The following is a 24,086-nucleotide window of genomic DNA, read 5'->3' as shown; positions in this document are numbered from 1 at the left end:
AAGTGGGGGAAGAGATTTAGCACATTTCGCACTTATCAAACAGGGGGTAAAGTAATGTCTGGGAACAGAGAGTTTTATTTTCGAAGATTGCATTCCTTGCTTGGCGTCATACCGGTCGGCATCTTTTTGATTCAGCATTTAGTCGTCAACCAGTTTGCCGCAAGGGGCGCGGAAGCATTCAATAATGCTGCTCATTTTATGGATAGTCTGCCTTTCAGGTATGCTCTGGAAATCTTTATTATCTTCTTACCTTTAATTTATCATGCAGTTTATGGTGTGTACATAGCGTTTACTGCGAAAAATAACGCAGGACAATATAGCTATATGCGAAACTGGCTCTTCGTCCTGCAGCGTGTAACCGGTATCATCACCCTCATTTTTGTGAGCTGGCATGTGTGGCAAACCCGCATTGCTGCACAGATGGGCGCTGAGGTCAATTTCGACATGATGGCGAATATCTTGAGCTCGCCGGCTATGCTGGGCTTTTACATTGTAGGTGTTTTATCGACAATTTTTCACTTCTCGAACGGTTTATGGTCTTTTGCTGTCACGTGGGGCATCACTGTAACGCCACGTTCTCAAAGAATTTCGACGTACGTTACGCTGATTATCTTTGTTGCACTGTCATACGTAGGCTTAAAAGCGATTTTTGCATTTGTATAAGAGTACTAGATTACTAGAGGGAGAGGGGCTATCATGAGTCAAACAAGCATTATTGTAGTCGGCGGGGGTCTTGCCGGCCTCATGGCGACAATCAAAGCAGCGGAATCAGGAATGGCGGTTAAGCTGTTTTCCATCGTTCCTGTGAAACGTTCTCATTCGGTTTGTGCCCAAGGCGGCATCAACGGAGCAGTCAATACAAAAGGAGAAGGCGACTCTCCGTGGGAACATTTTGACGATACTGTATACGGGGGAGACTTTCTTGCCAATCAGCCGCCGGTTAAGGCGATGTGTGAAGCGGCGCCATCAATCATCCACTTATTAGACCGGATGGGCGTCATGTTTAACCGGACGCCCGAGGGGCTGCTAGATTTCCGCCGATTTGGGGGTACACAGCACCACAGAACAGCTTATGCAGGTGCGACGACTGGCCAGCAGCTGCTTTACGCTTTGGACGAGCAAGTGCGAAGATACGAGGTTGCCGGTCTGGTCACAAAATACGAAGGCTGGGAATTCCTTGGCGCTATATTAGATGATGACAGAACCTGCCGCGGAATTGTCGCGCAAAACCTGACAAACATGCAAATTGAATCCTTCCGTTCTGACGCTGTCATTATGGCGACAGGCGGACCGGGAATCATTTTCGGTAAATCCACAAACTCCATGATTAATACAGGGTCTGCTGCATCGATCGTTTATCAGCAGGGAGCGTATTATGCAAATGGAGAATTTATTCAAATCCACCCGACAGCTATACCGGGGGATGATAAATTAAGGCTGATGAGTGAATCGGCGCGCGGTGAAGGCGGACGTGTGTGGACATACAAAGACGGTAAGCCGTGGTATTTCCTTGAGGAAAAATATCCTGCATATGGAAACCTGGTGCCGCGTGATATTGCGACACGCGAAATATTTGATGTGTGTGTGAACCAGAAACTCGGCATCAACGGCGAGAACATGGTGTATCTCGATCTGTCTCATAAAGATCCAAAAGAGCTTGATATTAAGCTTGGCGGCATCATTGAAATTTATGAGAAGTTTATGGGGGACGACCCGCGCAAACTTCCGATGAAAATCTTCCCTGCGGTTCATTATTCAATGGGCGGCTTATGGGTAGATTACGATCAAATGACAAATATCCCGGGACTGTTTGCAGCCGGGGAATGTGATTACTCCATGCACGGCGGCAACCGCTTGGGAGCAAACTCCCTGCTCTCTGCGATTTACGGAGGAATGGTAGCCGGACCGAATGCTGTGAAATATGTAAACGGCTTAGAATCTTCCGCAGAGGATCTGTCTTCATCGATATTCGATGCCCACGTGAAAAAAGAAGAAGAAAAATGGGCTGAGATTATGAATATGGACGGAAACGAAAATGCGTACGTCCTCCATAGAGAGCTCGGGGAATGGATGACGGCGAATGTGACGGTTGTCCGCCATAACGACAAGCTGTTGAAAACAGATGACAAAATTCAGGAGTTAATGGAGCGGTATAAAAAGATTAACATCAATGACACGACAAAATGGAGCAACCAGGGAGCTATGTTTACACGCCAGCTTTCAAACATGCTTCAGCTTGCCAGGGTGATTACACTGGGTGCTTACAACCGTAATGAAAGCAGGGGCGCCCATTATAAACCGGATTTCCCTGAGCGTAATGATGATGAATGGCTCAAAACAACAATGGCTAAACATGTAAGCCCGTATGAAGCGCCTGAGTTTGAGTATCAGGATGTCGATGTATCACTGATAACGCCTCGGAAACGGGATTACTCGAAGAAGAAGGTGGCGAAATAATCATGAGTGAGAAAAAGACCATACGATTTATTATCACACGTCAAGATACACCTGACAGCACGCCTTACGATGAAGAATTTGAAATACCATACCGCCCGAACCTGAACGTCATTTCCGCTTTAATGGAAATCCGCCGGAATCCGGTTAACGTGAAAGGTGAAAAGACAACTCCTGTCACATGGGATATGAACTGTCTTGAAGAAGTATGCGGCGCATGTTCAATGGTTATAAACGGAAAGCCCCGCCAGTCTTGTACGGCGCTTGTTGACCAGCTTGAACAGCCGATCCGCTTAAAACCGATGAAAACATTCCCGGTCGTGCGTGATCTGCAGGTTGACCGCAGCAGAATGTTTAATTCTCTGAAAAAAGTAAAAGCGTGGATACCGATCGACGGCACGTACGATTTAGGACCGGGACCGAGAATGCCGGAAAAACGCCGCCAGTGGGCATATGAATTATCAAAATGCATGACGTGCGGTGTCTGCCTGGAAGCCTGCCCGAATGTAAACAGCAAATCGAAATTCATGGGGCCTGCTCCGATGTCTCAGGTCCGTCTGTTTAACGCCCATCCGACAGGAGCCATGAACAAATCCGACCGGCTGGAAGCGCTGATGGATGAAGGAGGCCTTGCAGATTGCGGCAACTCGCAAAACTGCGTTCAATCCTGTCCGAAAGGCATTCCGCTTACCACTTCTATCGCTGCCTTAAACAGGGATACAAACTTACAAGCATTCCGCAATTTCTTCGGAAGCGACAGAGTATAAGATGAAAAAACCTCTTCCGCATGGGAGAGGTTTTTTTAACAATAAGGAGATGAGTGAAATGAAGCTTCCTGCTTACATTGACATGCCGTTTCAAAAATGGAAAGAATCCTTTTCTTTTTTTTATGAAGTATCTGTACGATTTTCTGAGACAGATATGTTTGGGCATATGAATAATGTAATCCCTTTCATGTATTTTGAAGAAGCGAGGATATCTTATTTTAAAAATCTGAATATGATGAAACAACATAAGCAAACCATGACAGTTGTCGCCAGTCAGCAATGTGATTATCTGCGCCAAGTTATGCCTTATGAAGACTTGCGTATTTATGTAAAAACAAGCACTGTCGGCAGTTCATCCCTCACCTTGCATTACCTCGGAGAAAATAGCGCAGGGGAGCCTTGCTTCACCGGAGCTGTTGTCATGGTTCAAGTGTCAAAGGGAAGCGGAAAGGCTGTCAGCTGGACGAATGAGGAGAAAGAAAAGCTTCTCCATACACCATAAACTAATTCTTCTGTAAACGTCACCTCCTGCGCCCTCCTGACATATGATATCTTGACTATATCAAAACCCATTCGTTTCAGATTCGCTCTCACCTTAGCAAGGAGGGTTACAATACTTGAAGGAGAAAGAATTTCAATCGAAGCCGCTGCTAACGAAAAGAGAAAGAGAAGTGTTCGAATTGCTCGTTCAAGATAAGACAACAAAGGAGATTGCAAGCGAGCTATTTATCAGTGAGAAAACCGTTCGAAACCATATTTCAAATGCCATGCAGAAATTAGGTGTGAAAGGGCGTTCGCAAGCCGTTGTTGAGCTTCTTAGAATGGGTGAGCTAGAGCTTTAATCCTTGCCGGTATTCCTTCTTTTCAGGAGGAGCCGGTTATTGCTGTTTGTTTGAAAAGTTCCAAATTCTTATATTAAACTTTAATGATACGATATAAAACGAGATTTTCAATTTGCTTTCATTTGCCTAATGTTCCTCTATTTCTCGTCCCGCGAGTCTTGCATTTTCTTTAAAAAAGAAGGAAAATAGACACGGAACGCTTTTGTGCGTAAGAGATCCTTGAGTGAGGGATGGACAAATGACATCAAAACCTTTGGAGCATGTTGCGGACATTGAAAAGTCGCTCCGCCACATCGCCGCGATCATTAAACAAAAAGGAAGAGAAATCCTAAACCAATACGCGATCACGCCGCCGCAATTTGTCGGTCTGCAATGGCTTTATGAATTAGGAGACATGACAATCGGCGAACTATCGGGGAAAATGTATCTGGCATGCAGCACGACGACGGATCTCATCGACCGTATGCAAAAAAATGAGCTTGTCGAGCGGGTAAAGGATCCGGCGGACAGACGTGTCGTCAGGATACACCTTCTGCCGGAAGGTGAACGCATTATCCAAGAGGTCATTACAAAAAGGCAGGAATACCTGCGTGATATGTTCGAAACGTTTACAGATGAAGAAATAGCCATCTTCGAAAAATCATTGATGAAACTGCAGCATGAAATGAAGAGAAAATGAGGCGATTTTGTTGGAACAACCAATAGGAGTCATTGATTCCGGGGTTGGCGGGTTAACCGTTGCAAAGGAAATCATGAGACAGCTACCAAAAGAAAATATAATCTACGTAGGGGATACAAAACGGTGTCCGTACGGGCCGCGTCCTGAAGAAGAAGTGCTTCAATACACGCGGGAGCTGACACATTATCTGCTGAAAAACCACCACATTAAGATGCTGGTGATCGCCTGCAACACCGCGACAGCAATTGCACTGGAAGACATCCAGCGCGACGTTGATATTCCGGTGGTCGGGGTGATCCAGCCTGGTGCTCGGGCCGCGATAAAAGTGACGGAAAATCAGCATATCGGTGTCATCGGCACAGAAAACACCATTAAGAGCAATGCTTATGAAGAAGCCCTTCTGGCATTAAATGCCGAACTGAAGGTCGAAAATCTTGCCTGTCCGCTGCTTGTGCCGTTTGTGGAAAGCGGAAAGTTTCTGGACAAAACAGCAGACGAGATTGTCAAAACATCATTATCTCCGTTAAAAGATACATCGATTGACTCACTGATTTTAGGCTGCACCCATTATCCTATTTTAAAAGACGCGATTCAAAGATATATGGGAGAGCATGTGAATATTATTTCGTCAGGTGATGAAACAGCCCGGGAAGTGAGTACGATTCTATCGTATAAAGGACTGCTGAATCAATCTCCGTTTACTCCAGATCATCAATTCCTGACTACAGGAGAACGGGAGCAGTTTGCGAAAATAGCAGATGACTGGTTTGGCCATGAAGTAGGTCAGGTAGAGTGCATCTCTTTGCGAGAACCAATTAGAAGATAGTTTTGCCCCGCAACGGCTGTTGCGGGTTTTTTCTGTTTTTAATGGAATTCATCGGTCTATTTCCCGCAAAGGCTCGTATACATAGTAGTACAAACAGCCTTAGGAGGGAAAAGTATGCTGAAAAAAGGACCTGCAGTCATTGGTGCCACTTGTCTCACCTCTGCCTTGCTTTTATCCGGGTGCGGTTTATTTCAATCCGATAAGACAGCTGAGGAAATCGATCCGCCTCAAGACGTTACATACGTAAATGATGAAGCGGGGACCGATTCAAATACAACAGCAGCCGAAAAAACAAAAAATGAAAAAAGTGATACCGAAAAAGCGAATCAGGACTCTTCTACAGTGATGAGGGAGCTTTATCTCATTGATAAAAACGGTTATGTCGTTGCGCAAACGATGCCTCTTCCGAAAAGTGAAGGAACGGCTAAGCAGGCGCTTGAATACCTTGTGCAGGGCGGGCCTGTGTCAGAGATTCTGCCGAATGGCTTCAGAGCTGTTTTGCCGGCTGACACAACTGTTAACGTAGACATCAAAAAAGATGGCACTGCTATAGCGGACTTCTCAAAGGAATTTAAAAACTATAAGAAGGAAGATGAACAGAAAATCGTTCAATCGGTGACGTGGACGCTGACTCAATTCAGTTCAATAGACAAAGTGAAGCTGAGAATCAACGGGCACGAGCTTAAGGAGATGCCTGTAGGCGGCACGCCGATCTCGGACGATTTAAGCCGTAAGGACGGGATTAATTTGGAAACAGCAGGCGTCAATGATCTCACTGCTACACATCCGCTGACAGTCTACTATTTGGCGGAAACCGATGACAGTGAGTATTACGTGCCGGTAACGAAACGAATTGACAATTCCAAAACAGACGACATTACAGCGGCTATTAATGAACTGGCTGAGGGCCCGAGCAAGGCGAGCGGCCTGTTAACGGATTTCAGCGAAGATGTGAAGCTGGTCAGTAAACCAAAAATCAAAGATGGACGTGTAACGTTAGATTTTAATCAATCCATTTTCGGAAGCGCCGATGAAAAGACGAAAATGATTTCTTCAGAAGTGCTCAACAGCATTGTGCTGACGTTAACAGAGCAGCCGGATGTAAAAAGCGTATCCGTTAAAGTGAACGGAAAAGCCGAGCTTGTGAACGAAAAAGGCGAAAAACTTTCAGAATCGGTATCTAGACCGTCTCAAGTGAATACAGGTAGTTTTTAAATTGGGATTTTTGATATACTAGAAAGAAAGAGGTTAGCGTTCCGGCTGCCTCTTTCTTTATTCAATTCCGGGACAAAAATGGTTTATGTACATACAATCGGAGGTAAAACATGAGACATGACGGAAGACAACATGATGAGCTGCGTCCAATTACATTTGATTTGGACTTTATCAGCCATCCGGAAGGGTCTGTTCTAATAACAGCGGGAAATACAAAAGTAATCTGCAACGCATCTGTAGAGGATCGCGTACCGCCGTTTTTGCGGGGCGGAGGCAAAGGGTGGATTACAGCTGAATACAGCATGCTGCCGCGGGCTACAAATCAAAGAACGATCAGAGAATCTTCCAAAGGAAAAATTTCCGGCAGAACGATGGAAATTCAGCGTTTGATCGGCCGCGCGCTTCGGGCAGTCGTTGATTTAGAGAAGCTGGGCGAACGGACGATTTGGATTGACTGTGATGTCATTCAGGCTGACGGAGGAACGAGAACGGCTTCCATTACCGGAGCATTTCTTGCCATGGCGATTGCGGTTGGCAAGCTTCTTAAAGCAGGAACGATTAAAACAAACCCGCTCACTGATTACCTGGCAGCGATCTCTGTTGGAATTGATAAAGAGCAGGGAATTTTGTTAGATTTAAATTATGAAGAAGATTCTGCTGCTGAAGTTGATATGAATGTCATCATGACAGGCAGCGGCCGCTTTGTGGAGCTTCAGGGAACAGGGGAAGAGGCAACCTTTTCACGTGAGGATCTGAATGGGCTTCTCGGTCTTGCAGAAAAAGGCATTCAGGAACTGATTGACAAGCAAAAAGAAGTACTGGGCGATTCTCTTCCAGAGCTGAAATAATGACAGAAAGGCTTGATCATCATGAAAGAAGCAATTATTGCAACTCACAATCCGGGAAAAGTGAAGGAATTTAAAGAAATCCTTGAGCCGAGAGGGTACGAGGTAAAATCATTAGCTGAAATCGGATTTACAGATGAAATTGAAGAGACAGGCCATACGTTTGAAGAAAATGCGATTCTAAAAGCGGAAGCGGTGGCGAAAGCAGTGAACAAAATGGTCATTGCAGACGACTCGGGTTTGTCCGTTGATAATTTAGGAGGCCGCCCCGGCGTTTATTCAGCACGATATGCAGGGGAACAGAAAGATGACCAGGCGAATATCGATAAAGTGCTGAGCGAGCTGAGAGGCATCGAAAAAGAGCAGCGTACGGCCCGTTTTCGCTGCGCGCTTGCCGTAAGTATTCCGGGAGAGGAAACAAAAACAGTCGAAGGTCATGTTGAAGGGTATATTGCCGAAGAGCCGAGAGGAGAATACGGATTTGGCTATGACCCGATCTTTATCGTCAAAGATAAAGATAAAACTATGGCTGAGCTGACAAGTGATGAAAAAAATAAAATCAGCCACAGGGCTGACGCGCTTAAAAAGCTGTCAAAGCTGTTGGAGGCATAAGGGGGAGCTTATATATGAACGTGCTGATTATCAGTGACAGCCATGGGCTTGAAGAGGAGCTTCAAACTATAGCGAAACGTCATGAAGCGGATGTTGATCTCATGATTCATTGCGGAGACTCTGAGCTTGAAACCGGCCATCCGGCGTTAGAGCCTTATTCCGTTGTAAAAGGCAATTGTGATTTTATCGGCGATTTTAAGGACGAGCTCCTGCTGGCGGCCGGTTCCAAAAAAATATTGGTTACGCACGGACACCTTCATGGTATTAAACAGACCTTACTAAACGTATACTATCGTGCAGAGGAGCTCGGAGCGGAAATCATTTGCTTCGGGCATTCACACATCGCAGGAAGCGAAATGCTGCGCGGAAAACTGCTGATTAATCCCGGAAGCATCCGCCTTCCAAGAGTGCGCAGCACAGAAAGCTATGCTATACTGTCTTTAGAAAATGATACAGCAACAGTGCGTTTTTATAACCAAGCAGGCGATGAAATCATTGATTTGCAACACCGGGTAACCCTATGAAATATCACATGAGGAAGAAAATTTTCTTCCTCATGAAAAAAATTCTAAAAAACCGTTGACTTATCATTGCATCCCATATATAATAAATCTTGTCGCTGATACTTAAAGCAAAAACAAAAAAACAAAACGTGTCCCAGTAGCTCAGCTGGATAGAGCAACGGCCTTCTAAGCCGTCGGTCGGGAGTTCGAATCTCTCCTGGGACGTACCAAGAAAAAACCTCAAATCCTTTAAGGATTTGAGGTTTTTGTTTATGATAATTATTATTTGTTATTTAACGCATCATCATCCAGGTCGCGGACATTTCCTTCTTTATTCAGACGAGGCTCTTCTTTTTTCACAGTTTCGGAAATATGCTCATTTTCTTCGACAGTCCGTTTCCCGATAACCACTTCATCCGTAACAACGGGTTTTTTGGTCACTTCAAGCTTTTCCTCAACGATAGGAACTCTGACCGTTTCTGAGTCATTTACGGGAGCAGCGTCTGCCGTGTTTTCATCCACCGGACGGCGTTCAACGTAAATTTCATCATGTCTTACCGGAACGTCTATATCTCTTTGTTCTGTTTTGACTTCTTTTCCGATTTCCACTTCACCGGTTTGAATATCTTCTTTATCCACTTTCAGCTGTTCTTCTCGAAGCGGCATGGTCTTTTCTTCTTTTGTTGTATAATCCACTGTCTCATTTGGATTTGCAAAGCCGCCTGAAAGGGCATTGCCGTTATCAATAGGCGTATCTAAGTCTGCGTCTGTATCGACGGCTACGAGAAGTTTTCCGTCATCCAGATCCTCTTGATACTTGTCTATTTCATCATTTGAGATATCCAGGTCTGATAATGCTTTGCTGTGCGCGCCAGTATCATCCATTGTGAAATAATCTTTCAGTTTATCGAAAAAGGATTCAGAATCGCTATCATTTGCTTCGAGGGCTTGATTTACTTCTGTCCCTGTACGGGATTCGAGATAATCGGTATCCCGGCGATTTGTGACAACAGAAATATCGTCAGAATCATACCCCTTTGTTAGTAAGCCTTCAATCACTGCAATGGTCTCTTGCGGAGTTTCGTATACACCAACTACACTTTTTGTCATATTAATCTCCTCCTCTGTAAAAATAAAATTTTATCGTTCTTGTCGTCTTTAATTCCCGTTACGTTTTAAAATAAACAAAATCGAAAACACTTGGTGCTGCCAACAGCATTCAGGCGAAAGACAGGAGGAAATAAAAAAGATAGATAAGACAGAAACATAGTCCCGCTTATCTATCTTTCATATTTCACAATTCCTTTGTCATAAACACGCTGTTCGGATCTTCCATATAGTCTGCAAACGGCTGGCAATACCGGAAACCGAAGCTTTCATAAAGTTTTCTTGCCGGTTCGAAAGAAGTCATTGACCCCGTTTCCAAACTCAATCGCTGATAGCCGCGCCGCTTGGCTTCTACTATAATGTGCTGAAGAACCTTGCTGGCAACGCCCTTTCTTAAATGGGAAGAAGAGGTTCGCATCGACTTAATTTCTCCATGCCGGCTGTCCAGTTCCTTAAGTGCTCCGCAGCCGGCTAATTCATTGCCGTCCCAAGCGCTCCAAAATGTAATCTCAGGTTTTTTCAGCCTTTCTATGTCCAGGGCATGAATACTTTCAGCCGGAGACATGAGAGTCATGCTATGTAAATGCTCACTCACTAATTCGATCACTTGATGTCCGGTCAAATCATCTACTTTAATATGCAAAATGAATTCCTCCTCAAAAACCGTAAATCTGAACAGACTTATCATTTATCTTAAAATATATCCTTTCTGCTTCCAAATAGTAAGATAGGAAACCTCACAGTCTATTAACTATATTAAAGCTGAATAAATTAACAAGTGCCGAACATAGATGTTCGGCACCTCATGATATTTTAATATCGAAATCCTCCGTGTACTCCAGATGCTCCGCTGAATCCTCCGGCGTGCGTTGCGGGAATACTGAAACCGCCGCCATGGCCGCTATAGCCGGCACCTGAAAATTGCTGCCCGTAAAATCCTGAAGCGTATGGAAATGAGGAGTACATAGCAGAGGGGGTGCTTAGCGGACTGTATGCCTGGCTGTGCGGCTGTCCGTATCCAAAACCTCCAAATGGCTGATGGCCTTGCTGATAAAAACCAGGGGCTGCCGGATAAAATGGCTGGGGAAAGCTTGGAAAACCCCCGGGGAATTGGATGTCTGCTAATGATTTATTCATCTCGTATCACCTTTTCTTTGCAAGATAACACCAGTGTATGACGAAAAATAATGAAAGAGCCTATCCGAACTGAAATTGTTTTTTTTTGCCAGAAGATCTTCCATATATACGTCTCATCGAAACAAAAACACGTCATATTATGTGACATGTTTATATGAAATTGAAAAATTCGAGTGTAAACTTGATAGATTAATAAAAAAATTACAAAAACTTTTATCTTTTGAAATTCCTTATATACCAATAATGAAAGCGTATACAGTATAGTTTGATTAATCTAAATTGTCTAATAATTTTAAAAAAGGCTGTTGACACTGCGTCCAAAGCGGCGTAATATGAGTTCAACAAAAGATAAACGCAAGTTTCACAAGCACAAATGATTGCAATAGGATTCTAAAAAAATGAAAAACAACCAATCTTCTTGGACGGCAGAAAAGCTGTTCAAGAGACTGAATATGAAAAGCGCAGATGAGGATAAGTAGCCTTGAAAAAGCTTTCCACAGAGAACCGGATTAGCTGAGAACCGGCGAAGCTTTACAAGGTGAACTCGCCTCAGAGTGCCAGTCTGAAATCACAGTAGGACTTGGCCGGGTGAACGATGATGTTTACTCGTTATTAAAACGGATAGGAATATCCATGAGACGGCCGTATCAAAGGCCGTAAACAAGGGTGGTACCGCGGAAAGAAGAGCCTTTTCGCCCCTTTTGGCTATCGCATTCACTGCGCGGCTGATTGTGGGCGGAAGGGCTTTTTTTATTGAATAATCAGCTATAAAGCTAATAATTGATGATCTTTAGAGGATGAAAATCCAAAAGGAGGAACTAAAAATGGGGACTAATGTACAGGTGGATTCAGCATCTGCCAAATGTACACAGACGATGAGCGGAGCGTTAATGCTGATTGAATCATTAAAGAAAGAAAAAGTAGAAATGATATTCGGTTATCCGGGCGGGGCTGTACTTCCGATCTACGATAAACTGTACAATTCAGGAATGGTACATATCCTTCCCCGACACGAGCAAGGCGCCATTCATGCAGCAGAAGGATACGCGAGAGTTTCTGGAAAACCAGGGGTCGTTATTGCGACATCAGGCCCGGGAGCGACAAACCTTGTTACTGGACTTGCGGATGCCATGATTGATTCACTGCCTTTAGTCGTCTTTACAGGGCAGGTGGCAACCTCCGTTATCGGCAGCGACGCTTTTCAGGAAGCGGACATTTTAGGAATTACAATGCCGATTACAAAACACAGCTATCAGGTCCGCCAGCCGGAAGATCTGCCGCGCATCATTAAAGAAGCATTCCATATTGCGACAACGGGAAGACCGGGACCTGTACTAATCGATATTCCGAAAGATGTTGCAACAATTGAAGGGGAATTCAGCTATGATCACGAGATGAATCTCCCGGGATATCAGCCGACAACGGAGCCAAATTATTTGCAGATCCGCAAGCTTGTGGAAGCCGTAAGCAGCGCAAAGAAACCGGTTATCCTAGCGGGTGCGGGCGTATTGCACGGAAAAGCGTCAGAAGAATTAAAAAATTATGCCGAGCAGCAGCAAATTCCAGTTGTACACACGCTTTTAGGACTTGGGGGTTTCCCGGCAGACCATCCGCTTTTCTTGGGGATGGCGGGTATGCACGGCACTTATACAGCGAACATGGCCCTTCATGACTGTGATCTTTTAATCAGTATCGGCGCCCGTTTTGATGACCGCGTCACAGGAAACCTGAAACATTTTGCGAGAAACGCAAAGATTGCCCACATTGATATTGATCCGGCTGAAATCGGAAAAATCATGAAAACACAGATTCCGGTTGTCGGCGATAGCAAAGTTGTCCTGCAAGAGCTGATCAAACAAAACGGCAAACAAGGCGATTCAAGCGAATGGAAAAAACAGCTTGCCGAGTGGAAAGAAGAGTATCCGCTCTGGTACGTAGACAATGAAGAAGAAGGCTTTAAACCTCAAAAACTGATTGAATACATTCATCAATTTACAAAGGGGGAAGCCATTGTCGCAACGGATGTCGGCCAGCATCAAATGTGGTCAGCGCAATTTTATCCGTTCCAAAAGGCAGATAAATGGGTAACATCAGGCGGTCTTGGAACAATGGGTTTCGGCCTTCCAGCAGCGATCGGCGCACAGCTGGCCGATAAAGATGCAACCGTGGTGGCGGTGCTTGGAGACGGCGGTTTTCAAATGACGCTCCAAGAACTTGATGTTATTCGCGAATTGAATCTGCCGGTTAAAGTTGTGATCTTGAATAACGCTTGTCTTGGAATGGTAAGACAGTGGCAGGAAATTTTCTATGAAGAGCGTTATTCAGAGTCTAAATTCGCTTCACAGCCGGACTTTGTCAAATTATCAGAAGCATACGGCATTAAAGGCATCAGAATCTCCTCTGATGCAGAAGCGGAGGAAAAGCTGGAAGAGGCATTGACATCAAAAGAACCGGTTGTCATTGACGTTCGGGTCGACAGCGAAGAAAAAGTATTCCCGATGGTGGCTCCGGGGAAAGGGCTGCATGAAATGGTGGGGGTGAAACCTTGAAAAGAATTATCACATTGACTGTGGTGAACCGCTCCGGCGTGTTAAACCGGATCACCGGTCTATTTACAAAAAGACACTACAACATTGAAAGCATTACAGTTGGACACACAGAAACAAGCGGCGTTTCCAGAATTACCTTTGTCGTTCACGTTGAAGGAGAAAATGATGTTGAACAGCTGACAAAACAGCTTAACAAACAAATTGATGTGCTGAAAGTCACTGACATCACAAATCAATCAATTGTCCAAAGGGAGCTGGCCTTAATCAAGGTCGTTTCCGCACCGTCAACGAGGACAGAGATTCACGGAATGATAGAGCCGTTCAGAGCTTCTGTCGTTGATGTCAGCAGAGACAGCATCGTTGTACAGGTGACTGGCGAATCTAACAAAATTGAAGCGCTGATTGAATTGCTAAAACCGTATGGAATCAAAGAAATTGCGAGAACAGGTACAACGGCTTTTGCGAGGGGCACTCAGCAAAAGACGTCATCCAATAAAACAATATCTATTGTATAAAACAAAACAAGGGAGAGATTAAAATGGTAAAAGTATATTATAACGGTGATATCAAAGAGAACGTATTGGCTGGGAAAACAGTAGCGATTATCGGTTATGGCTCACAAGGGCATGCCCACGCGCTGAACCTGAAAGAAAGCGGAATTGACGTGATTGTCGGTGTCAGACAAGGGAAATCTTTCACTCAGGCGCAAGAAGACGGACATCGAGTATTTTCAGTAAAAGAAGCAGCGGCTCAGGCTGAGATCATTATGGTTCTTCTTCCGGATGAACAGCAGCAAAAAGTATATGAAGCTGAAATCAAAGCTGAGCTGACTGCAGGCAAATCATTGGTCTTCGCTCACGGATTTAACGTTCATTTCCACCAAATTGTTCCACCGGCAGATGTTGACGTATTCTTGGTAGCGCCTAAAGGTCCTGGACATTTGGTCAGAAGAACTTATGAGCAAGGAGCAGGCGTACCGGCGCTGTTCGCGATCTATCAGGATGTGACAGGTGAAGCGAAAGATAAAGCTTTGGCATACGCAAAAGGAATCGGCGGAGCAAGAGCAGGCGTTTTGGAAACGACATTTAAAGAAGAAACAGAAACGGATCTGTTCGGTGAGCAAGCTGTACTTTGCGGAGGATTAACTTCCCTGGTAAAAGCTGGATTCGAAACATTAACTGAAGCTGGTTATCAGCCGGAACTTGCATACTTTGAATGTCTTCATGAGCTGAAATTGATCGTTGACCTTATGTATGAAGAAGGCTTGGAAGGCATGAGATACTCTATTTCTGATACTGCTCAATGGGGAGATTTCGTATCCGGGCCGCGTGTTGTAGACGCAAAAGTAAAAGAATCAATGAAAGAAGTCTTAAAAGACATCCAAGACGGAACATTTGCTAAAGAATGGATCGTAGAAAACCAGGTAAACCGTCCTCGTTTCAACGCAATCAATGGGAGCGAAAACGAACATCAAATCGAAGTGGTGGGAAGAAAGCTTCGTGAAATGATGCCGTTTGTCAAACAAGGCAAGAAGAAGGAAGCGGTGGTCTCCGTTGCGCAAAATTAATTTTTTCGATACGACGCTTCGTGATGGTGAACAATCCCCTGGAGTAAACTTAAATACGCAGGAGAAACTTGCCATAGCAAAGCAGCTCGAAAGACTCGGGGCAGATATCATTGAAGCGGGATTTCCCGCTTCGTCCCGAGGTGACTTTTTAGCTGTGCAGGAAATCGCAAGAACCATAAAAAATTGTTCTGTGACAGGTCTTGCCCGCTGTGTAAAAGGTGATATTGATGCTGCATGGGAAGCGTTAAAAGACGGTGCTCAGCCAAGAATTCACGTATTCATTGCCACATCGGACATTCATTTAAAACACAAGCTGAAAATGACGCGTGAACAGGTCATTGAAAGAGCGGTTGAAATGGTGAAATACGCAAAAGAGCGTTTCCCGATTGTTCAATGGTCTGCTGAAGATGCCTGCCGAACTGAACTGCCGTTTTTAGCGGAAATCGTAGAAAAAGTGATTGACGCAGGGGCTAGTGTCATCAACCTTCCGGATACAGTCGGCTATTTGGCTCCGGCAGAATACGGGAATATCTTTAAATATATGAAAGAGAACGTTCCAAACATTCATCAAGCGAAGCTGTCAGCCCATTGCCACGATGATTTGGGAATGGCAGTCGCCAATTCTCTCTCAGCGATCGAAAATGGCGCCGATCAAATTGAATGTACGATTAACGGAATTGGTGAAAGAGCCGGAAATGCTGCATTAGAGGAAATTGCAGTTGCCCTTCATACCAGAAAAGATTTCTATCAAGTCGAAACAGGCATTACGCTAAATGAAATAAAACGCACTAGTGATGTAGTAAGTAAGTTCACAGGTATGGCTGTTCCGCGAAATAAAGCGGTAGTGGGCGACAATGCATTTGCTCATGAATCAGGCATCCACCAGGACGGCTTCTTAAAAGAAAAATCAACATACGAAATTATTTCACCAGAGCTTGTCGGTGTAACGGCAGATGCACTTGTCCTAGGCAAGCATTCAGGACGCCATGCATTTAAAGACCGGCTGACTGCATTGGGATTCCAATTTGATAGTGAAGAGATTAATAAGTTCTTTACGATGTTTAAAGAGTTGACTGAGAAGAAAAAAGAAATCACTGATGAGGATCTTGTCTCTCTTATTTTAGAAGAAAAAGTAACAGACCGCAAGATTGGGTATGAATTTCTTTCTCTGCAAGTCCATTATGGAACATCTCAGGTCCCTACGGCTACGGTTTCTTTGAAAAATCAAGAAAACGCCCAGCTTATTCAGGAAGCGGCAACAGGAGCCGGAAGCGTGGAAGCGATATACAATACCCTTGAACGCTGTATCGATAAAGATGTGGAGCTCTTAGACTACCGCATTCAGTCCAATAGAAAAGGCGAAGACGCATTTGCCCAGGTTTATGTAAGAGTAGTAGTTAACGGAAAAGAATCAGCAGGGCGGGGCATAGCGCAAGACGTATTAGAAGCTTCGGCGAAAGCCTATCTGAACGCAGTCAACCGTCAATTGGTTTTCCAGTCTAATATGAACGGACTGCAAAACCATACAGCTGTCGGATCATAAAAGAAAGGAGAACGGTTAATTTGAAGAAACGGATTGCTCTATTGCCCGGAGACGGGATCGGCCCTGAAGTATTAGAATCAGCGACAGACGTGCTGAAAAGTGTTGCCGAACGCTTCAGCCCTGAATTTGAATTTGAATACGCCCTTATTGGAGGAGCGGCAATTGACGAACACAACGACCCTCTCCCAGAGGAAACCATTGCGATTTGTAAAAAGGCTGATGCTATTTTGCTTGGTGCTGTCGGCGGCCCGAAATGGGATCAAAACCCTTCGGAGCTTAGACCCGAAAAAGGTCTGCTCAGCATTAGAAAACAGCTTGACCTGTTTGCGAATTTACGGCCTGTGAAAGTGTTTGAAAGCCTTTCTGACGCTTCGCCTTTGAAAAAAGAATATATTGATAACGTTGATTTCGTTATCGTTCGTGAACTGACAGGCGGTTTGTATTTCGGCCAGCCGAGCAAACGCTATGTAAACAGTGAAGGTGAGCAAGAAGCGGTAGACACACTGTTTTATAAGAGGGAAGAAATTGAACGCGTGATCAGAGAGGGCTTTAAAATGGCGGCTGCCAGAAAAGGCAAGGTTACCTCTGTTGATAAAGCGAACGTTCTTGAATCAAGCAGGCTCTGGCGGGAAGTGGCTGAAGACGTCGCAAAAGACTATCCTGATGTGAAACTTGAGCATATGCTCGTTGATAACGCGGCTATGCAGCTGATTTATGCACCGAATCAATTTGATGTCGTGGTGACTGAAAATATGTTTGGTGACATTTTAAGTGACGAAGCGTCCATGCTAACAGGTTCTCTCGGAATGCTTCCGTCAGCCAGCTTATCAAGCTCAGGACTCCATCTGTTCGAGCCTGTACACGGCTCAGCACCTGACATAGCAGGGAAAGGGATGGCAAATCCATTCGCGGCGATATTATCAGCGGCAATGCTTTTGAGAACATCTTTCGGGCTTGAAGAAGAAGCGAAAGCTGTAGAAGCTGCAGTCAATCAGGTTCTTACTTCCGGAAAAAGAACAAGAGACTTGGCAAGAGGCGAAGAATACAGCAGCACTCAGGCCATTACAGAGGAAGTAAAGACGGCATTGATGAGTGAAAATACAATTTCTAACGTGTGACAGCTTAAGGTGTAAGCGATCTTAGTTCATAGGTAGAGGGAGGAAATAAAGATGATGCCTCGAACGATCATCGAAAAGATTTGGGATCAGCATATTGTAAAACATGGTGAGGGAAAACCGGATCTTCTCTATATTGATTTGCATCTCATCCATGAGGTGACATCCCCTCAGGCATTTGAAGGGTTGAGACAAAAGGGAAGAAAGGTCAGAAGACCGCAAAATACATTCGCAACGATGGATCACAACATTCCAACCGTCAATCGCTTTGAGATAACGGATGAAGTTGCGAAACGCCAAGTGACAGCGCTTGAGCGGAACTGCGAAGAGTTTGGCGTACGCCTTGCCGATCTTCACAGCGTAGATCAGGGGATTGTCCATGTAGTCGGGCCCGAGCTTGGCTTAACGCTTCCGGGAAAAACGATCGTATGCGGCGACAGCCATACTTCAACTCACGGTGCATTCGGCGCCTTGGCATTCGGAATCGGAACGAGTGAGGTTGAGCATGTTCTTTCTACACAGACACTCTGGCAGCAGCGTCCGAAAACGCTTGAGGTGCGTGTAGACGGGACACTGCAAAAAGGGGTAACGGCAAAGGATGTCATTCTTGCTGTTATCGGTAAATACGGCGTGAAATTCGGCACCGGTTACGTTATTGAATACACTGGGGAAGTATTCAGAAACATGACGATGGATGAGCGGATGACCGTTTGCAACATGTCAATTGAAGCCGGAGCAAGAGCAGGTTTGATTGCGCCTGACGAAGTGACATTTGAATATTGCAAAAACCGCAAGTATACGCCGAAAGGAGAAGAATTTGATAAAGCCGTAGCAGAATGGAAAGCGCTGCGCACTGATCCAGGCGCTGTTTACGATAAATCAATTGTGCTTGACGGCAATGAAATTTCTCCTATGGTGACATGGGGTATCAACCCGGGGATGGTTCTTCCTGTCGATTCTGAAGTTCCGGCGCCGGAAAGCTTTTCAGCGGAAGACGACAAAAAAGAAGCGATACGCGCTTATGAATATATGGGGCTGACTCCTCATCAGAAAATTGAAGACATTAAAGTGGAGCACGTATTTATCGGTTCCTGTACAAATTCACGCATGACTGACCTCCGCCAGGCTGCCGATATGATCAAAGGGAAAAAGGTGGCTGAAAGTGTTAGAGCAATCGTCGTGCCTGGATCTCAGAGCGTAAAACTTCAGGCTGAAAAGGAAGGGCTTCATCAGATCTTCTTAGACGCTGGATTTGAATGGAGAGAATCAGGATGCAGCATGTGTTTGAGCATGAATAATGACGTTGTTCCTGAAGGAGAGCGCTGTGCGTCAACCTCTAACCGTAACTTTGAGGGCAGACAAGGAAAAGGCGCGAAAACACATCTCGTCAGCCCTGCGATGGCTGCGATGGCCGCCATTCACGGCCATTTCGTGGATGTCAGAAAGTTTTATCAGGAAAAAACAGTTGTGTAAGGAGTGCACGAGATGGAACCTTTGAAAACACATACGGGGAAAGCGGCCGTATTAAATCGTATTAATGTTGATACAGACCAGATCATTCCGAAACAATTTCTGAAGAGAATTGAAAGAACGGGCTACGGCCGTTTTGCATTCTTTGACTGGAGATACGATGCGAATGGTGAACCGAACCCGGAATTTGAACTGAACCAGCCGGCTTATGAAGGGGCGTCCATTTTAATAGCGGGAGAAAACTTCGGGTGCGGGTCATCGCGTGAACACGCTCCGTGGGCGCTTGATGATTACGGCTTTAAAATCATTATCGCACCGTCATTTGCTGATATTTTCCACCAAAACTGCTTTAAAAACGGTATGCTGCCGATTCGCATGCCGTATGACAATTGGAAAAAGCTTGTCGGACAATACGAAAATCAGTCACTGCAAATGACAGTCGATCTTGAAAATCAGCTTATTCACGACAGCGAAGGCAATCAGATCTCATTCGAAGTCGATCCGCATTGGAAAGAAATGCTGATCAACGGCTATGATGAAATTTCATTAACGCTTTTACTTGAAGATGAAATCAAGCAATTTGAGTCGCAGAGAAGCTCTTGGCTTCAAGCTTAAAAAAAGCTGCCCGGCAATTTGTCGGCAGCTTTTTTGCCTGGCAGAACCTTTCCTTTCTTGTTTTTGTGTACGGGTGTTGATACACTTGAACAAAATAAATGCCTGAAAGGAATATAGGTATGACGCATGACAAGAAAAACGCAAAAATTATTCCTTTTCCTCATCTGAAAGACCGTCTGGTGGAAAAAGGAATGTCCTCGCTGAAGGAGAAAAAGTATCAAGAGGCGCTGGAATTGTTTTCAGAAGCAATGAAATATGATGATACTGAATCAGATCTTCACTTGGGCATGGCCATTTGCTTTTTGGAGCTGGGCGAATTGGAAGAGGCAAAACGTGTATGCGAAAAGATGCTGAAAGAAGGATACGGTCAGTATTTTACGGTTTTACAAGTATACATGACGATCTTAATTCAGCTTAAGAAATATGAAGAAGTAAAAAGCACGATTGAAGCCGTCCTGGAGGAAAATCAGCTGCCTGCGGAAAGTGCCGAGCAATTTTATAAGCTGCTTGATTTCAGCCGCAAAATGACCGATCCAGAGCGAGAAGACGAGGCTTGGGCCGAAGAGTATGAAGATGTGATCGACACGGAGAAAGTGTTAGCCAGCCCAGAGGAACAAATGAATTTAATCCATTCATTGAAAGACCGCAATGTAGCGAAGTATACGGGGCTGTTAAAAACAATTCTTGAAGATCCCGCTGCTCACCCGATTATCAAGACGATGATCGTGATGTTAATGGCGGAACACGACTACAGCAAACCGGTCCACATTACAAAATTCGGCGACTCCATGACAATCGAGCCTAGCGAGACTGTCCCGCCTGACGCCTCCCCGATTTTGCACCGCGTTCTCCGTGTGCTGGATGAAACGCTGGGGAATGAAAATCCAACCCTGTATGCAGCGGTAGAAGAACTGTGGAGAAGACATTTGTATGTTTTATATCCATTTCAGCCAAAATTGCTGTCTGCAGATCTTTGGGCGGCGGCCCTGCATAAAGTCGGTTATGAAATGCATGGGATTGAGATTGAAAGAGAAGAGCTGCATATGATGTATGAGTTTACCGACAGAGAACTTGATGAAGCGTGCACAATGATTAAAGATATTGAAGAAATTTCTTATTTGTAAATCACGCCATATAGTTGAAAGCGTTATGTGTTATGTTATAATATAATGGTTGTATTTGTGTATAACGGGTTATAAGAAATACGGTTGGACAGGCTTTGCAGTTCATTATTAAAATGGATACATAATGATTCTGATCTTTGGCAGCTTCGTTTTTGATGGACGAAGCCGAATGATTGCTTTAGAATGGAAGACCGACACAACCTGAATAGATTTTTGGAGGGAAACACATGTCTGTAAAATGGGAAAAACAAGAAGGCAACGAAGGCGTTTTAACGGTTGAAGTTGATGCTGAAACATTTAAAACGGCACTTGATGATGCATTTAAAAAAGTAGTTAAGCAAGTTTCAATTCCTGGATTCCGTAAAGGGAAAATTCCTCGCGGTTTATTCGAACAGCGCTTTGGCGTAGAAGCTCTTTACCAAGATGCTTTGGATATTCTTCTTCCTGTAGAATATCCTAAAGCAGTTGAAGAAGCTGGAATCGAGCCTGTAGACCGTCCTGAAATCGATGTTGAAAAAATCGAAAAAGGCGAAAGCTTAATCTTCACTGCAAAAGTAACAGTGAAACCTGAAGTGAAGCTTGGCGAATACAAAGGCTTAGGCGTCGAAAAAGACGACACAGCTGTAACTGACGAAGATGTTCAAAACGAACTAAAAGCGCTTCAAGAGCGTCAAGCTGAGCTTGTTGTAAAAGAAGAAGGCGCTGTTGAAGAAGGAAACACAGTTGTTCTTGACTTCGAAGGATTCGTTGACGGCGAAGCATTTGAAGGCGGAAAAGCTGAAAACTATTCACTTGAAGTGGGTTCAGGTTCATTCATCCCTGGCTTCGAAGATCAGTTAGTTGGCCTTGAAGCAGGTGCTGAGAAGGATGTTGAAGTAACATTCCCTGAGGAGTACCACGCTGAAGATCTTGCCGGCAAACCAGCTGTCTTCAAAGTGAAAATTCACGAAATCAAAGCGAAAGAGCTTCCTGAGCTTGATGATGAATTCGCAAAAGATATCGATGAAGAAGTGGAAACACTTGCTGAATTGACTGAAAAAACGAAGAAACGTTTAGAAGAAGCAAAAGAAAACGAAGCTGACGCTAAATTGCGTGAAGAGCTTGTTCTGAAAGCTTCTGAAAACGCTGAAATCGATGTTCCACAAGCGATGATCGACACTGAGCTTGACCGCATGCTGAAAGAATTCGAACAGCGTCTTCAAATGCAAGGCATGAACCTTGAGCTTTACACTCAATTCTCAGGCCAAGACGAAGCTGCGTTAAAAGAGCAAATGAAAGAAGATGCTGCAAAACGCGTAAAATCTAACCTGACTCTTGAGGCGATTGCGAAAGCGGAAAACCTTGAAGTAACAGATGAGGAAGTTGATGCTGAGCTTGCTAAAATGGCTGAAGCATACAACATGCCTGTTGAAAATATCAAACAAGCCATCGGTTCTACTGACGCGATGAAAGAAGATTTAAAAGTTCGCAAAGCAATTGATTTTCTTGTAGAAAACCGTTAATATGGTGCATAATAATAGTAATAATAAAACAGGGCGCGAATCATTCGTGCCTTGTTTTGTACAATTATGATATATCTCTTTTTCTTGGGGCAATATAGTTAATGCAGGCTGTTTTTTGTCATACATATAGAATGTGCAAGTCAGAAACACAATGTTACCGTCTTTTTGGAAAGTATGGTAAAATGCAATACATACTCGTTTCGTTTCAAGAATCATTTTCTTTTGCTCTGCCGGTAAAAGAAAAAGTGAGACAAGATTAAGGGGTGAAAGAATGTTTAAATTCAACGAGGAAAAAGGACAATTAAAATGCTCGTTCTGTGGAAAAACACAAGATCAGGTTCGTAAGCTTGTAGCTGGACCTGGTGTATATATATGTGACGAATGTATCGAACTCTGCACTGAAATTGTGGAGGAAGAACTCGGAACAGAAGAAGAAGTAGAATTTAAAGATGTGCCGAAGCCGCAGGAAATTCGTGAAATTCTGAATGAATATGTAATCGGTCAGGATCAGGCGAAGAAATCACTTGCTGTTGCGGTATATAACCACTACAAACGCATCAACTCCAACAGCAAAGTGGACGATGTCGAGCTTTCGAAAAGTAACATTTCATTAATCGGCCCGACAGGAAGCGGTAAAACCCTTCTTGCGCAAACTTTAGCCCGTATTTTAAATGTGCCGTTTGCGATTGCTGACGCTACGTCCCTGACAGAAGCTGGATATGTAGGTGAAGATGTAGAGAATATTCTCTTGAAACTCATCCAAGCTGCTGACTATGACGTGGAAAAAGCGGAAAAAGGCATTATTTATATTGATGAAATCGATAAAGTGGCAAGAAAGTCTGAAAACCCGTCTATTACACGTGATGTGTCAGGTGAAGGCGTGCAGCAGGCATTGCTGAAAATTCTTGAAGGAACTGTGGCGAGCGTGCCGCCTCAAGGCGGACGTAAGCACCCTCATCAAGAGTTTATTCAAATTGATACAACAAACATTTTGTTCATTTGCGGCGGTGCCTTCGATGGTATCGAATCGATCATCAAACGCCGTTTAGGACAAAAAGTGATTGGCTTCGGTTCAGATAATAAGGCTGCAGATCTGGAGAAAGAAGACCTTCTTTCAAAAGTGCTTCCAGAAGACTTGCTCCGTTTCGGATTAATTCCGGAATTTATCGGACGTCTTCCGGTTATTGCAAGTCTTGAAAAGCTTGACGAAGAAGCGTTGGTTGCGATCTTAACGAAACCGAAAAACGCTCTTGTGAAGCAATTCAAAAAAATGCTTGAGCTTGATAATGTTGAGCTTGAGTTTGAAGAAGAAGCGCTGTCTGAAATTGCTAAAAAAGCAATTGAGCGTAAGACAGGAGCACGCGGACTCCGTTCCATCATTGAAGGCATTATGCTTGATGTGATGTTTGACCTGCCTTCCCGTGATGACATTGAAAAATGTGTGATTACTGGAGCGACTGTAACGCATGGAGAACCGCCTCGCCTTTTGTTAAAGGACGGTACTGAGGTTAGCCAAGACAAAACGTCTGCTTAAAAATGAAAATGAACCTCCTGAGTGGTAACATTCAGGAGGTTTTTTTGTTGTGTAAACTCTTCCGGAAAACGTTTATTCCC

At 44.3% G+C, this 24,086-nt stretch carries 24 protein-coding genes, 1 tRNA gene and 1 other annotated feature; of the genes, 22 read left to right on the top strand and 3 right to left on the bottom strand.

Annotation, left to right across the window (positions count from 1 at the left end):
- The first annotated feature begins 54 nt into the window (after nucleotides 1-54).
- The 12 genes from sdhC to P3L57_RS13900 all read left to right on the top strand — a co-directional run bounded on the left by sdhC (nucleotide 55) and on the right by P3L57_RS13900 (nucleotide 8,968).
- The gene (gene sdhC, locus P3L57_RS13955; protein ID WP_059335548.1) at nucleotides 55-663 is read left to right on the top strand and encodes a succinate dehydrogenase cytochrome B558; all 609 of its coding nucleotides are present in this window, start codon (nucleotides 55-57) and stop codon (nucleotides 661-663) included.
- 33 nt (nucleotides 664-696) lie between these two features.
- A complete protein-coding gene (gene sdhA, locus P3L57_RS13950; protein WP_044154038.1) occupies nucleotides 697-2,457 on the top strand; it encodes a succinate dehydrogenase flavoprotein subunit in 1,761 nt (586 codons plus the stop codon).
- 2 nt (nucleotides 2,458-2,459) lie between these two features.
- Complete coding sequence (sdhB, locus tag P3L57_RS13945; protein WP_024122397.1) at nucleotides 2,460-3,221, top strand: succinate dehydrogenase iron-sulfur subunit; 762 nt, start codon at nucleotides 2,460-2,462, stop codon at nucleotides 3,219-3,221.
- 58 nt (nucleotides 3,222-3,279) lie between these two features.
- Complete coding sequence (locus tag P3L57_RS13940) at nucleotides 3,280-3,723, top strand: acyl-CoA thioesterase (RefSeq protein ID WP_069487091.1); 444 nt, start codon at nucleotides 3,280-3,282, stop codon at nucleotides 3,721-3,723.
- Nucleotides 3,724-3,838: 115 nt separating this feature from the next.
- Nucleotides 3,839-4,063: a spore germination transcription factor GerE gene (gene gerE / locus P3L57_RS13935; RefSeq protein WP_003184172.1), complete on the top strand. Its 225-nt coding sequence runs from the start codon at nucleotides 3,839-3,841 to the stop codon at nucleotides 4,061-4,063.
- A gap of 238 nt (nucleotides 4,064-4,301) precedes the next feature.
- Complete coding sequence (locus P3L57_RS13930) at nucleotides 4,302-4,742, top strand: MarR family winged helix-turn-helix transcriptional regulator (RefSeq protein WP_003222521.1); 441 nt, start codon at nucleotides 4,302-4,304, stop codon at nucleotides 4,740-4,742.
- A gap of 7 nt (nucleotides 4,743-4,749) precedes the next feature.
- Nucleotides 4,750-5,568, top strand: coding sequence for a glutamate racemase (racE, locus tag P3L57_RS13925; protein WP_083244518.1), 819 nt, complete (start codon nucleotides 4,750-4,752; stop codon nucleotides 5,566-5,568).
- Nucleotides 5,569-5,682: 114 nt separating this feature from the next.
- Entirely contained in the window at nucleotides 5,683-6,783 is a 1,101-nt protein-coding gene (locus P3L57_RS13920; protein WP_044154047.1) for a GerMN domain-containing protein, read from the top strand.
- A gap of 110 nt (nucleotides 6,784-6,893) precedes the next feature.
- Nucleotides 6,894-7,631: a ribonuclease PH gene (rph, locus tag P3L57_RS13915; RefSeq protein ID WP_044154054.1), complete on the top strand. Its 738-nt coding sequence runs from the start codon at nucleotides 6,894-6,896 to the stop codon at nucleotides 7,629-7,631.
- A gap of 12 nt (nucleotides 7,632-7,643) precedes the next feature.
- Entirely contained in the window at nucleotides 7,644-8,240 is a 597-nt protein-coding gene (locus tag P3L57_RS13910; RefSeq protein ID WP_083244519.1) for an XTP/dITP diphosphatase, read from the top strand.
- 14 nt (nucleotides 8,241-8,254) lie between these two features.
- Entirely contained in the window at nucleotides 8,255-8,764 is a 510-nt protein-coding gene (locus P3L57_RS13905; protein WP_069487092.1) for a YfcE family phosphodiesterase, read from the top strand.
- A gap of 130 nt (nucleotides 8,765-8,894) precedes the next feature.
- Nucleotides 8,895-8,968, top strand: a tRNA-Arg gene (locus tag P3L57_RS13900).
- Nucleotides 8,969-9,025: 57 nt separating this feature from the next.
- Here the strand turns inward: P3L57_RS13900 and P3L57_RS13895 are convergent.
- The 3 genes from P3L57_RS13895 to P3L57_RS13885 all read right to left on the bottom strand — a co-directional run bounded on the left by P3L57_RS13895 (nucleotide 9,026) and on the right by P3L57_RS13885 (nucleotide 10,987).
- Nucleotides 9,026-9,853, bottom strand: coding sequence for a YsnF/AvaK domain-containing protein (locus P3L57_RS13895; protein ID WP_069487093.1), 828 nt, complete (start codon nucleotides 9,851-9,853; stop codon nucleotides 9,026-9,028).
- A gap of 184 nt (nucleotides 9,854-10,037) precedes the next feature.
- Complete coding sequence (locus P3L57_RS13890; protein WP_069487094.1) at nucleotides 10,038-10,493, bottom strand: GNAT family N-acetyltransferase; 456 nt, start codon at nucleotides 10,491-10,493, stop codon at nucleotides 10,038-10,040.
- Between the two features lie 170 nt (nucleotides 10,494-10,663).
- Nucleotides 10,664-10,987, bottom strand: a complete 324-nt coding sequence (locus P3L57_RS13885) for a hypothetical protein (protein ID WP_069487095.1) — start codon at nucleotides 10,985-10,987, stop codon at nucleotides 10,664-10,666.
- A gap of 453 nt (nucleotides 10,988-11,440) precedes the next feature.
- Nucleotides 11,441-11,690 (top strand) — a binding site (T-box leader).
- Nucleotides 11,691-11,811: 121 nt separating this feature from the next.
- Between P3L57_RS13885 and ilvB the strand changes: the two genes are divergently transcribed.
- The 10 genes from ilvB to clpX all read left to right on the top strand — a co-directional run bounded on the left by ilvB (nucleotide 11,812) and on the right by clpX (nucleotide 24,006).
- Complete coding sequence (gene ilvB / locus P3L57_RS13880; protein ID WP_059335540.1) at nucleotides 11,812-13,536, top strand: acetolactate synthase large subunit; 1,725 nt, start codon at nucleotides 11,812-11,814, stop codon at nucleotides 13,534-13,536.
- The gene (gene ilvN / locus P3L57_RS13875) at nucleotides 13,533-14,051 is read left to right on the top strand and encodes an acetolactate synthase small subunit (protein ID WP_044154082.1); all 519 of its coding nucleotides are present in this window, start codon (nucleotides 13,533-13,535) and stop codon (nucleotides 14,049-14,051) included. The genes ilvB and ilvN overlap by 4 nt, the downstream gene beginning before the upstream one ends.
- A gap of 23 nt (nucleotides 14,052-14,074) precedes the next feature.
- Nucleotides 14,075-15,103 carry a ketol-acid reductoisomerase gene (gene ilvC / locus P3L57_RS13870; protein WP_069487096.1) on the top strand — a complete coding sequence of 343 codons (1,029 nt, stop codon included), beginning with the start codon at nucleotides 14,075-14,077 and terminating at the stop codon, nucleotides 15,101-15,103.
- Entirely contained in the window at nucleotides 15,090-16,646 is a 1,557-nt protein-coding gene (locus P3L57_RS13865; RefSeq protein ID WP_099043311.1) for a 2-isopropylmalate synthase, read from the top strand. Before ilvC ends, P3L57_RS13865 begins: the two co-directional genes overlap by 14 nt.
- A gap of 20 nt (nucleotides 16,647-16,666) precedes the next feature.
- Entirely contained in the window at nucleotides 16,667-17,764 is a 1,098-nt protein-coding gene (leuB, locus tag P3L57_RS13860; protein WP_069487098.1) for a 3-isopropylmalate dehydrogenase, read from the top strand.
- Nucleotides 17,765-17,815: 51 nt separating this feature from the next.
- Entirely contained in the window at nucleotides 17,816-19,234 is a 1,419-nt protein-coding gene (leuC, locus tag P3L57_RS13855; RefSeq protein ID WP_044154095.1) for a 3-isopropylmalate dehydratase large subunit, read from the top strand.
- A gap of 12 nt (nucleotides 19,235-19,246) precedes the next feature.
- On the top strand, nucleotides 19,247-19,846 hold the full coding sequence (leuD, locus tag P3L57_RS13850) for a 3-isopropylmalate dehydratase small subunit (RefSeq protein WP_010335187.1): 600 nt from the start codon (nucleotides 19,247-19,249) through the stop codon (nucleotides 19,844-19,846).
- A 119-nt stretch (nucleotides 19,847-19,965) separates the two neighbouring features.
- Entirely contained in the window at nucleotides 19,966-20,970 is a 1,005-nt protein-coding gene (ddcA, locus tag P3L57_RS13845) for a DNA damage checkpoint antagonist DdcA (RefSeq protein ID WP_024122379.1), read from the top strand.
- Between the two features lie 227 nt (nucleotides 20,971-21,197).
- Nucleotides 21,198-22,472 carry a trigger factor gene (tig, locus tag P3L57_RS13840; protein ID WP_044154100.1) on the top strand — a complete coding sequence of 425 codons (1,275 nt, stop codon included), beginning with the start codon at nucleotides 21,198-21,200 and terminating at the stop codon, nucleotides 22,470-22,472.
- 271 nt (nucleotides 22,473-22,743) lie between these two features.
- Nucleotides 22,744-24,006 carry an ATP-dependent protease ATP-binding subunit ClpX gene (clpX, locus tag P3L57_RS13835; protein ID WP_044154108.1) on the top strand — a complete coding sequence of 421 codons (1,263 nt, stop codon included), beginning with the start codon at nucleotides 22,744-22,746 and terminating at the stop codon, nucleotides 24,004-24,006.
- Nucleotides 24,007-24,086: the final 80 nt, after the last annotated feature.

Origin of the sequence: Bacillus sp. B28, from assembly GCF_029536185.1 — a bacterium.
In the GTDB taxonomy this organism is placed as follows: Bacteria; Bacillota; Bacilli; order Bacillales; family Bacillaceae; genus Bacillus; species Bacillus halotolerans.
Note: the sequence above shows the minus strand (reverse complement) of the source record. Positions and strands in the feature narration are given on the sequence as shown.

Bases quoted from the DNA above. Each gene is read 5' to 3' on its own strand.
- sdhB (WP_024122397.1), top strand. From the start codon at position 2,460: ATGAGTGAGAAAAAGACCATACGATTTATTATCACACGTCAAGATACA.
- ilvC (WP_069487096.1), top strand. From the start codon at position 14,075: ATGGTAAAAGTATATTATAACGGTGATATCAAAGAGAACGTATTGGCT.
- P3L57_RS13940 (WP_069487091.1), top strand. From the start codon at position 3,280: ATGAAGCTTCCTGCTTACATTGACATGCCGTTTCAAAAATGGAAAGAA.
- P3L57_RS13930 (WP_003222521.1), top strand. From the start codon at position 4,302: ATGACATCAAAACCTTTGGAGCATGTTGCGGACATTGAAAAGTCGCTC.
- leuC (WP_044154095.1), top strand. From the start codon at position 17,816: ATGATGCCTCGAACGATCATCGAAAAGATTTGGGATCAGCATATTGTA.
- rph (WP_044154054.1), top strand. From the start codon at position 6,894: ATGAGACATGACGGAAGACAACATGATGAGCTGCGTCCAATTACATTT.
- P3L57_RS13905 (WP_069487092.1), top strand. From the start codon at position 8,255: ATGAACGTGCTGATTATCAGTGACAGCCATGGGCTTGAAGAGGAGCTT.
- P3L57_RS13920 (WP_044154047.1), top strand. From the start codon at position 5,683: ATGCTGAAAAAAGGACCTGCAGTCATTGGTGCCACTTGTCTCACCTCT.
- P3L57_RS13895 (WP_069487093.1), bottom strand. From the start codon at position 9,853: ATGACAAAAAGTGTAGTTGGTGTATACGAAACTCCGCAAGAGACCATT.
- ilvB (WP_059335540.1), top strand. From the start codon at position 11,812: ATGGGGACTAATGTACAGGTGGATTCAGCATCTGCCAAATGTACACAG.
- tig (WP_044154100.1), top strand. From the start codon at position 21,198: ATGTCTGTAAAATGGGAAAAACAAGAAGGCAACGAAGGCGTTTTAACG.
- ddcA (WP_024122379.1), top strand. From the start codon at position 19,966: ATGACGCATGACAAGAAAAACGCAAAAATTATTCCTTTTCCTCATCTG.
- sdhC (WP_059335548.1), top strand. From the start codon at position 55: ATGTCTGGGAACAGAGAGTTTTATTTTCGAAGATTGCATTCCTTGCTT.
- P3L57_RS13885 (WP_069487095.1), bottom strand. From the start codon at position 10,987: ATGAATAAATCATTAGCAGACATCCAATTCCCCGGGGGTTTTCCAAGC.
- sdhA (WP_044154038.1), top strand. From the start codon at position 697: ATGAGTCAAACAAGCATTATTGTAGTCGGCGGGGGTCTTGCCGGCCTC.
- clpX (WP_044154108.1), top strand. From the start codon at position 22,744: ATGTTTAAATTCAACGAGGAAAAAGGACAATTAAAATGCTCGTTCTGT.
- leuD (WP_010335187.1), top strand. From the start codon at position 19,247: ATGGAACCTTTGAAAACACATACGGGGAAAGCGGCCGTATTAAATCGT.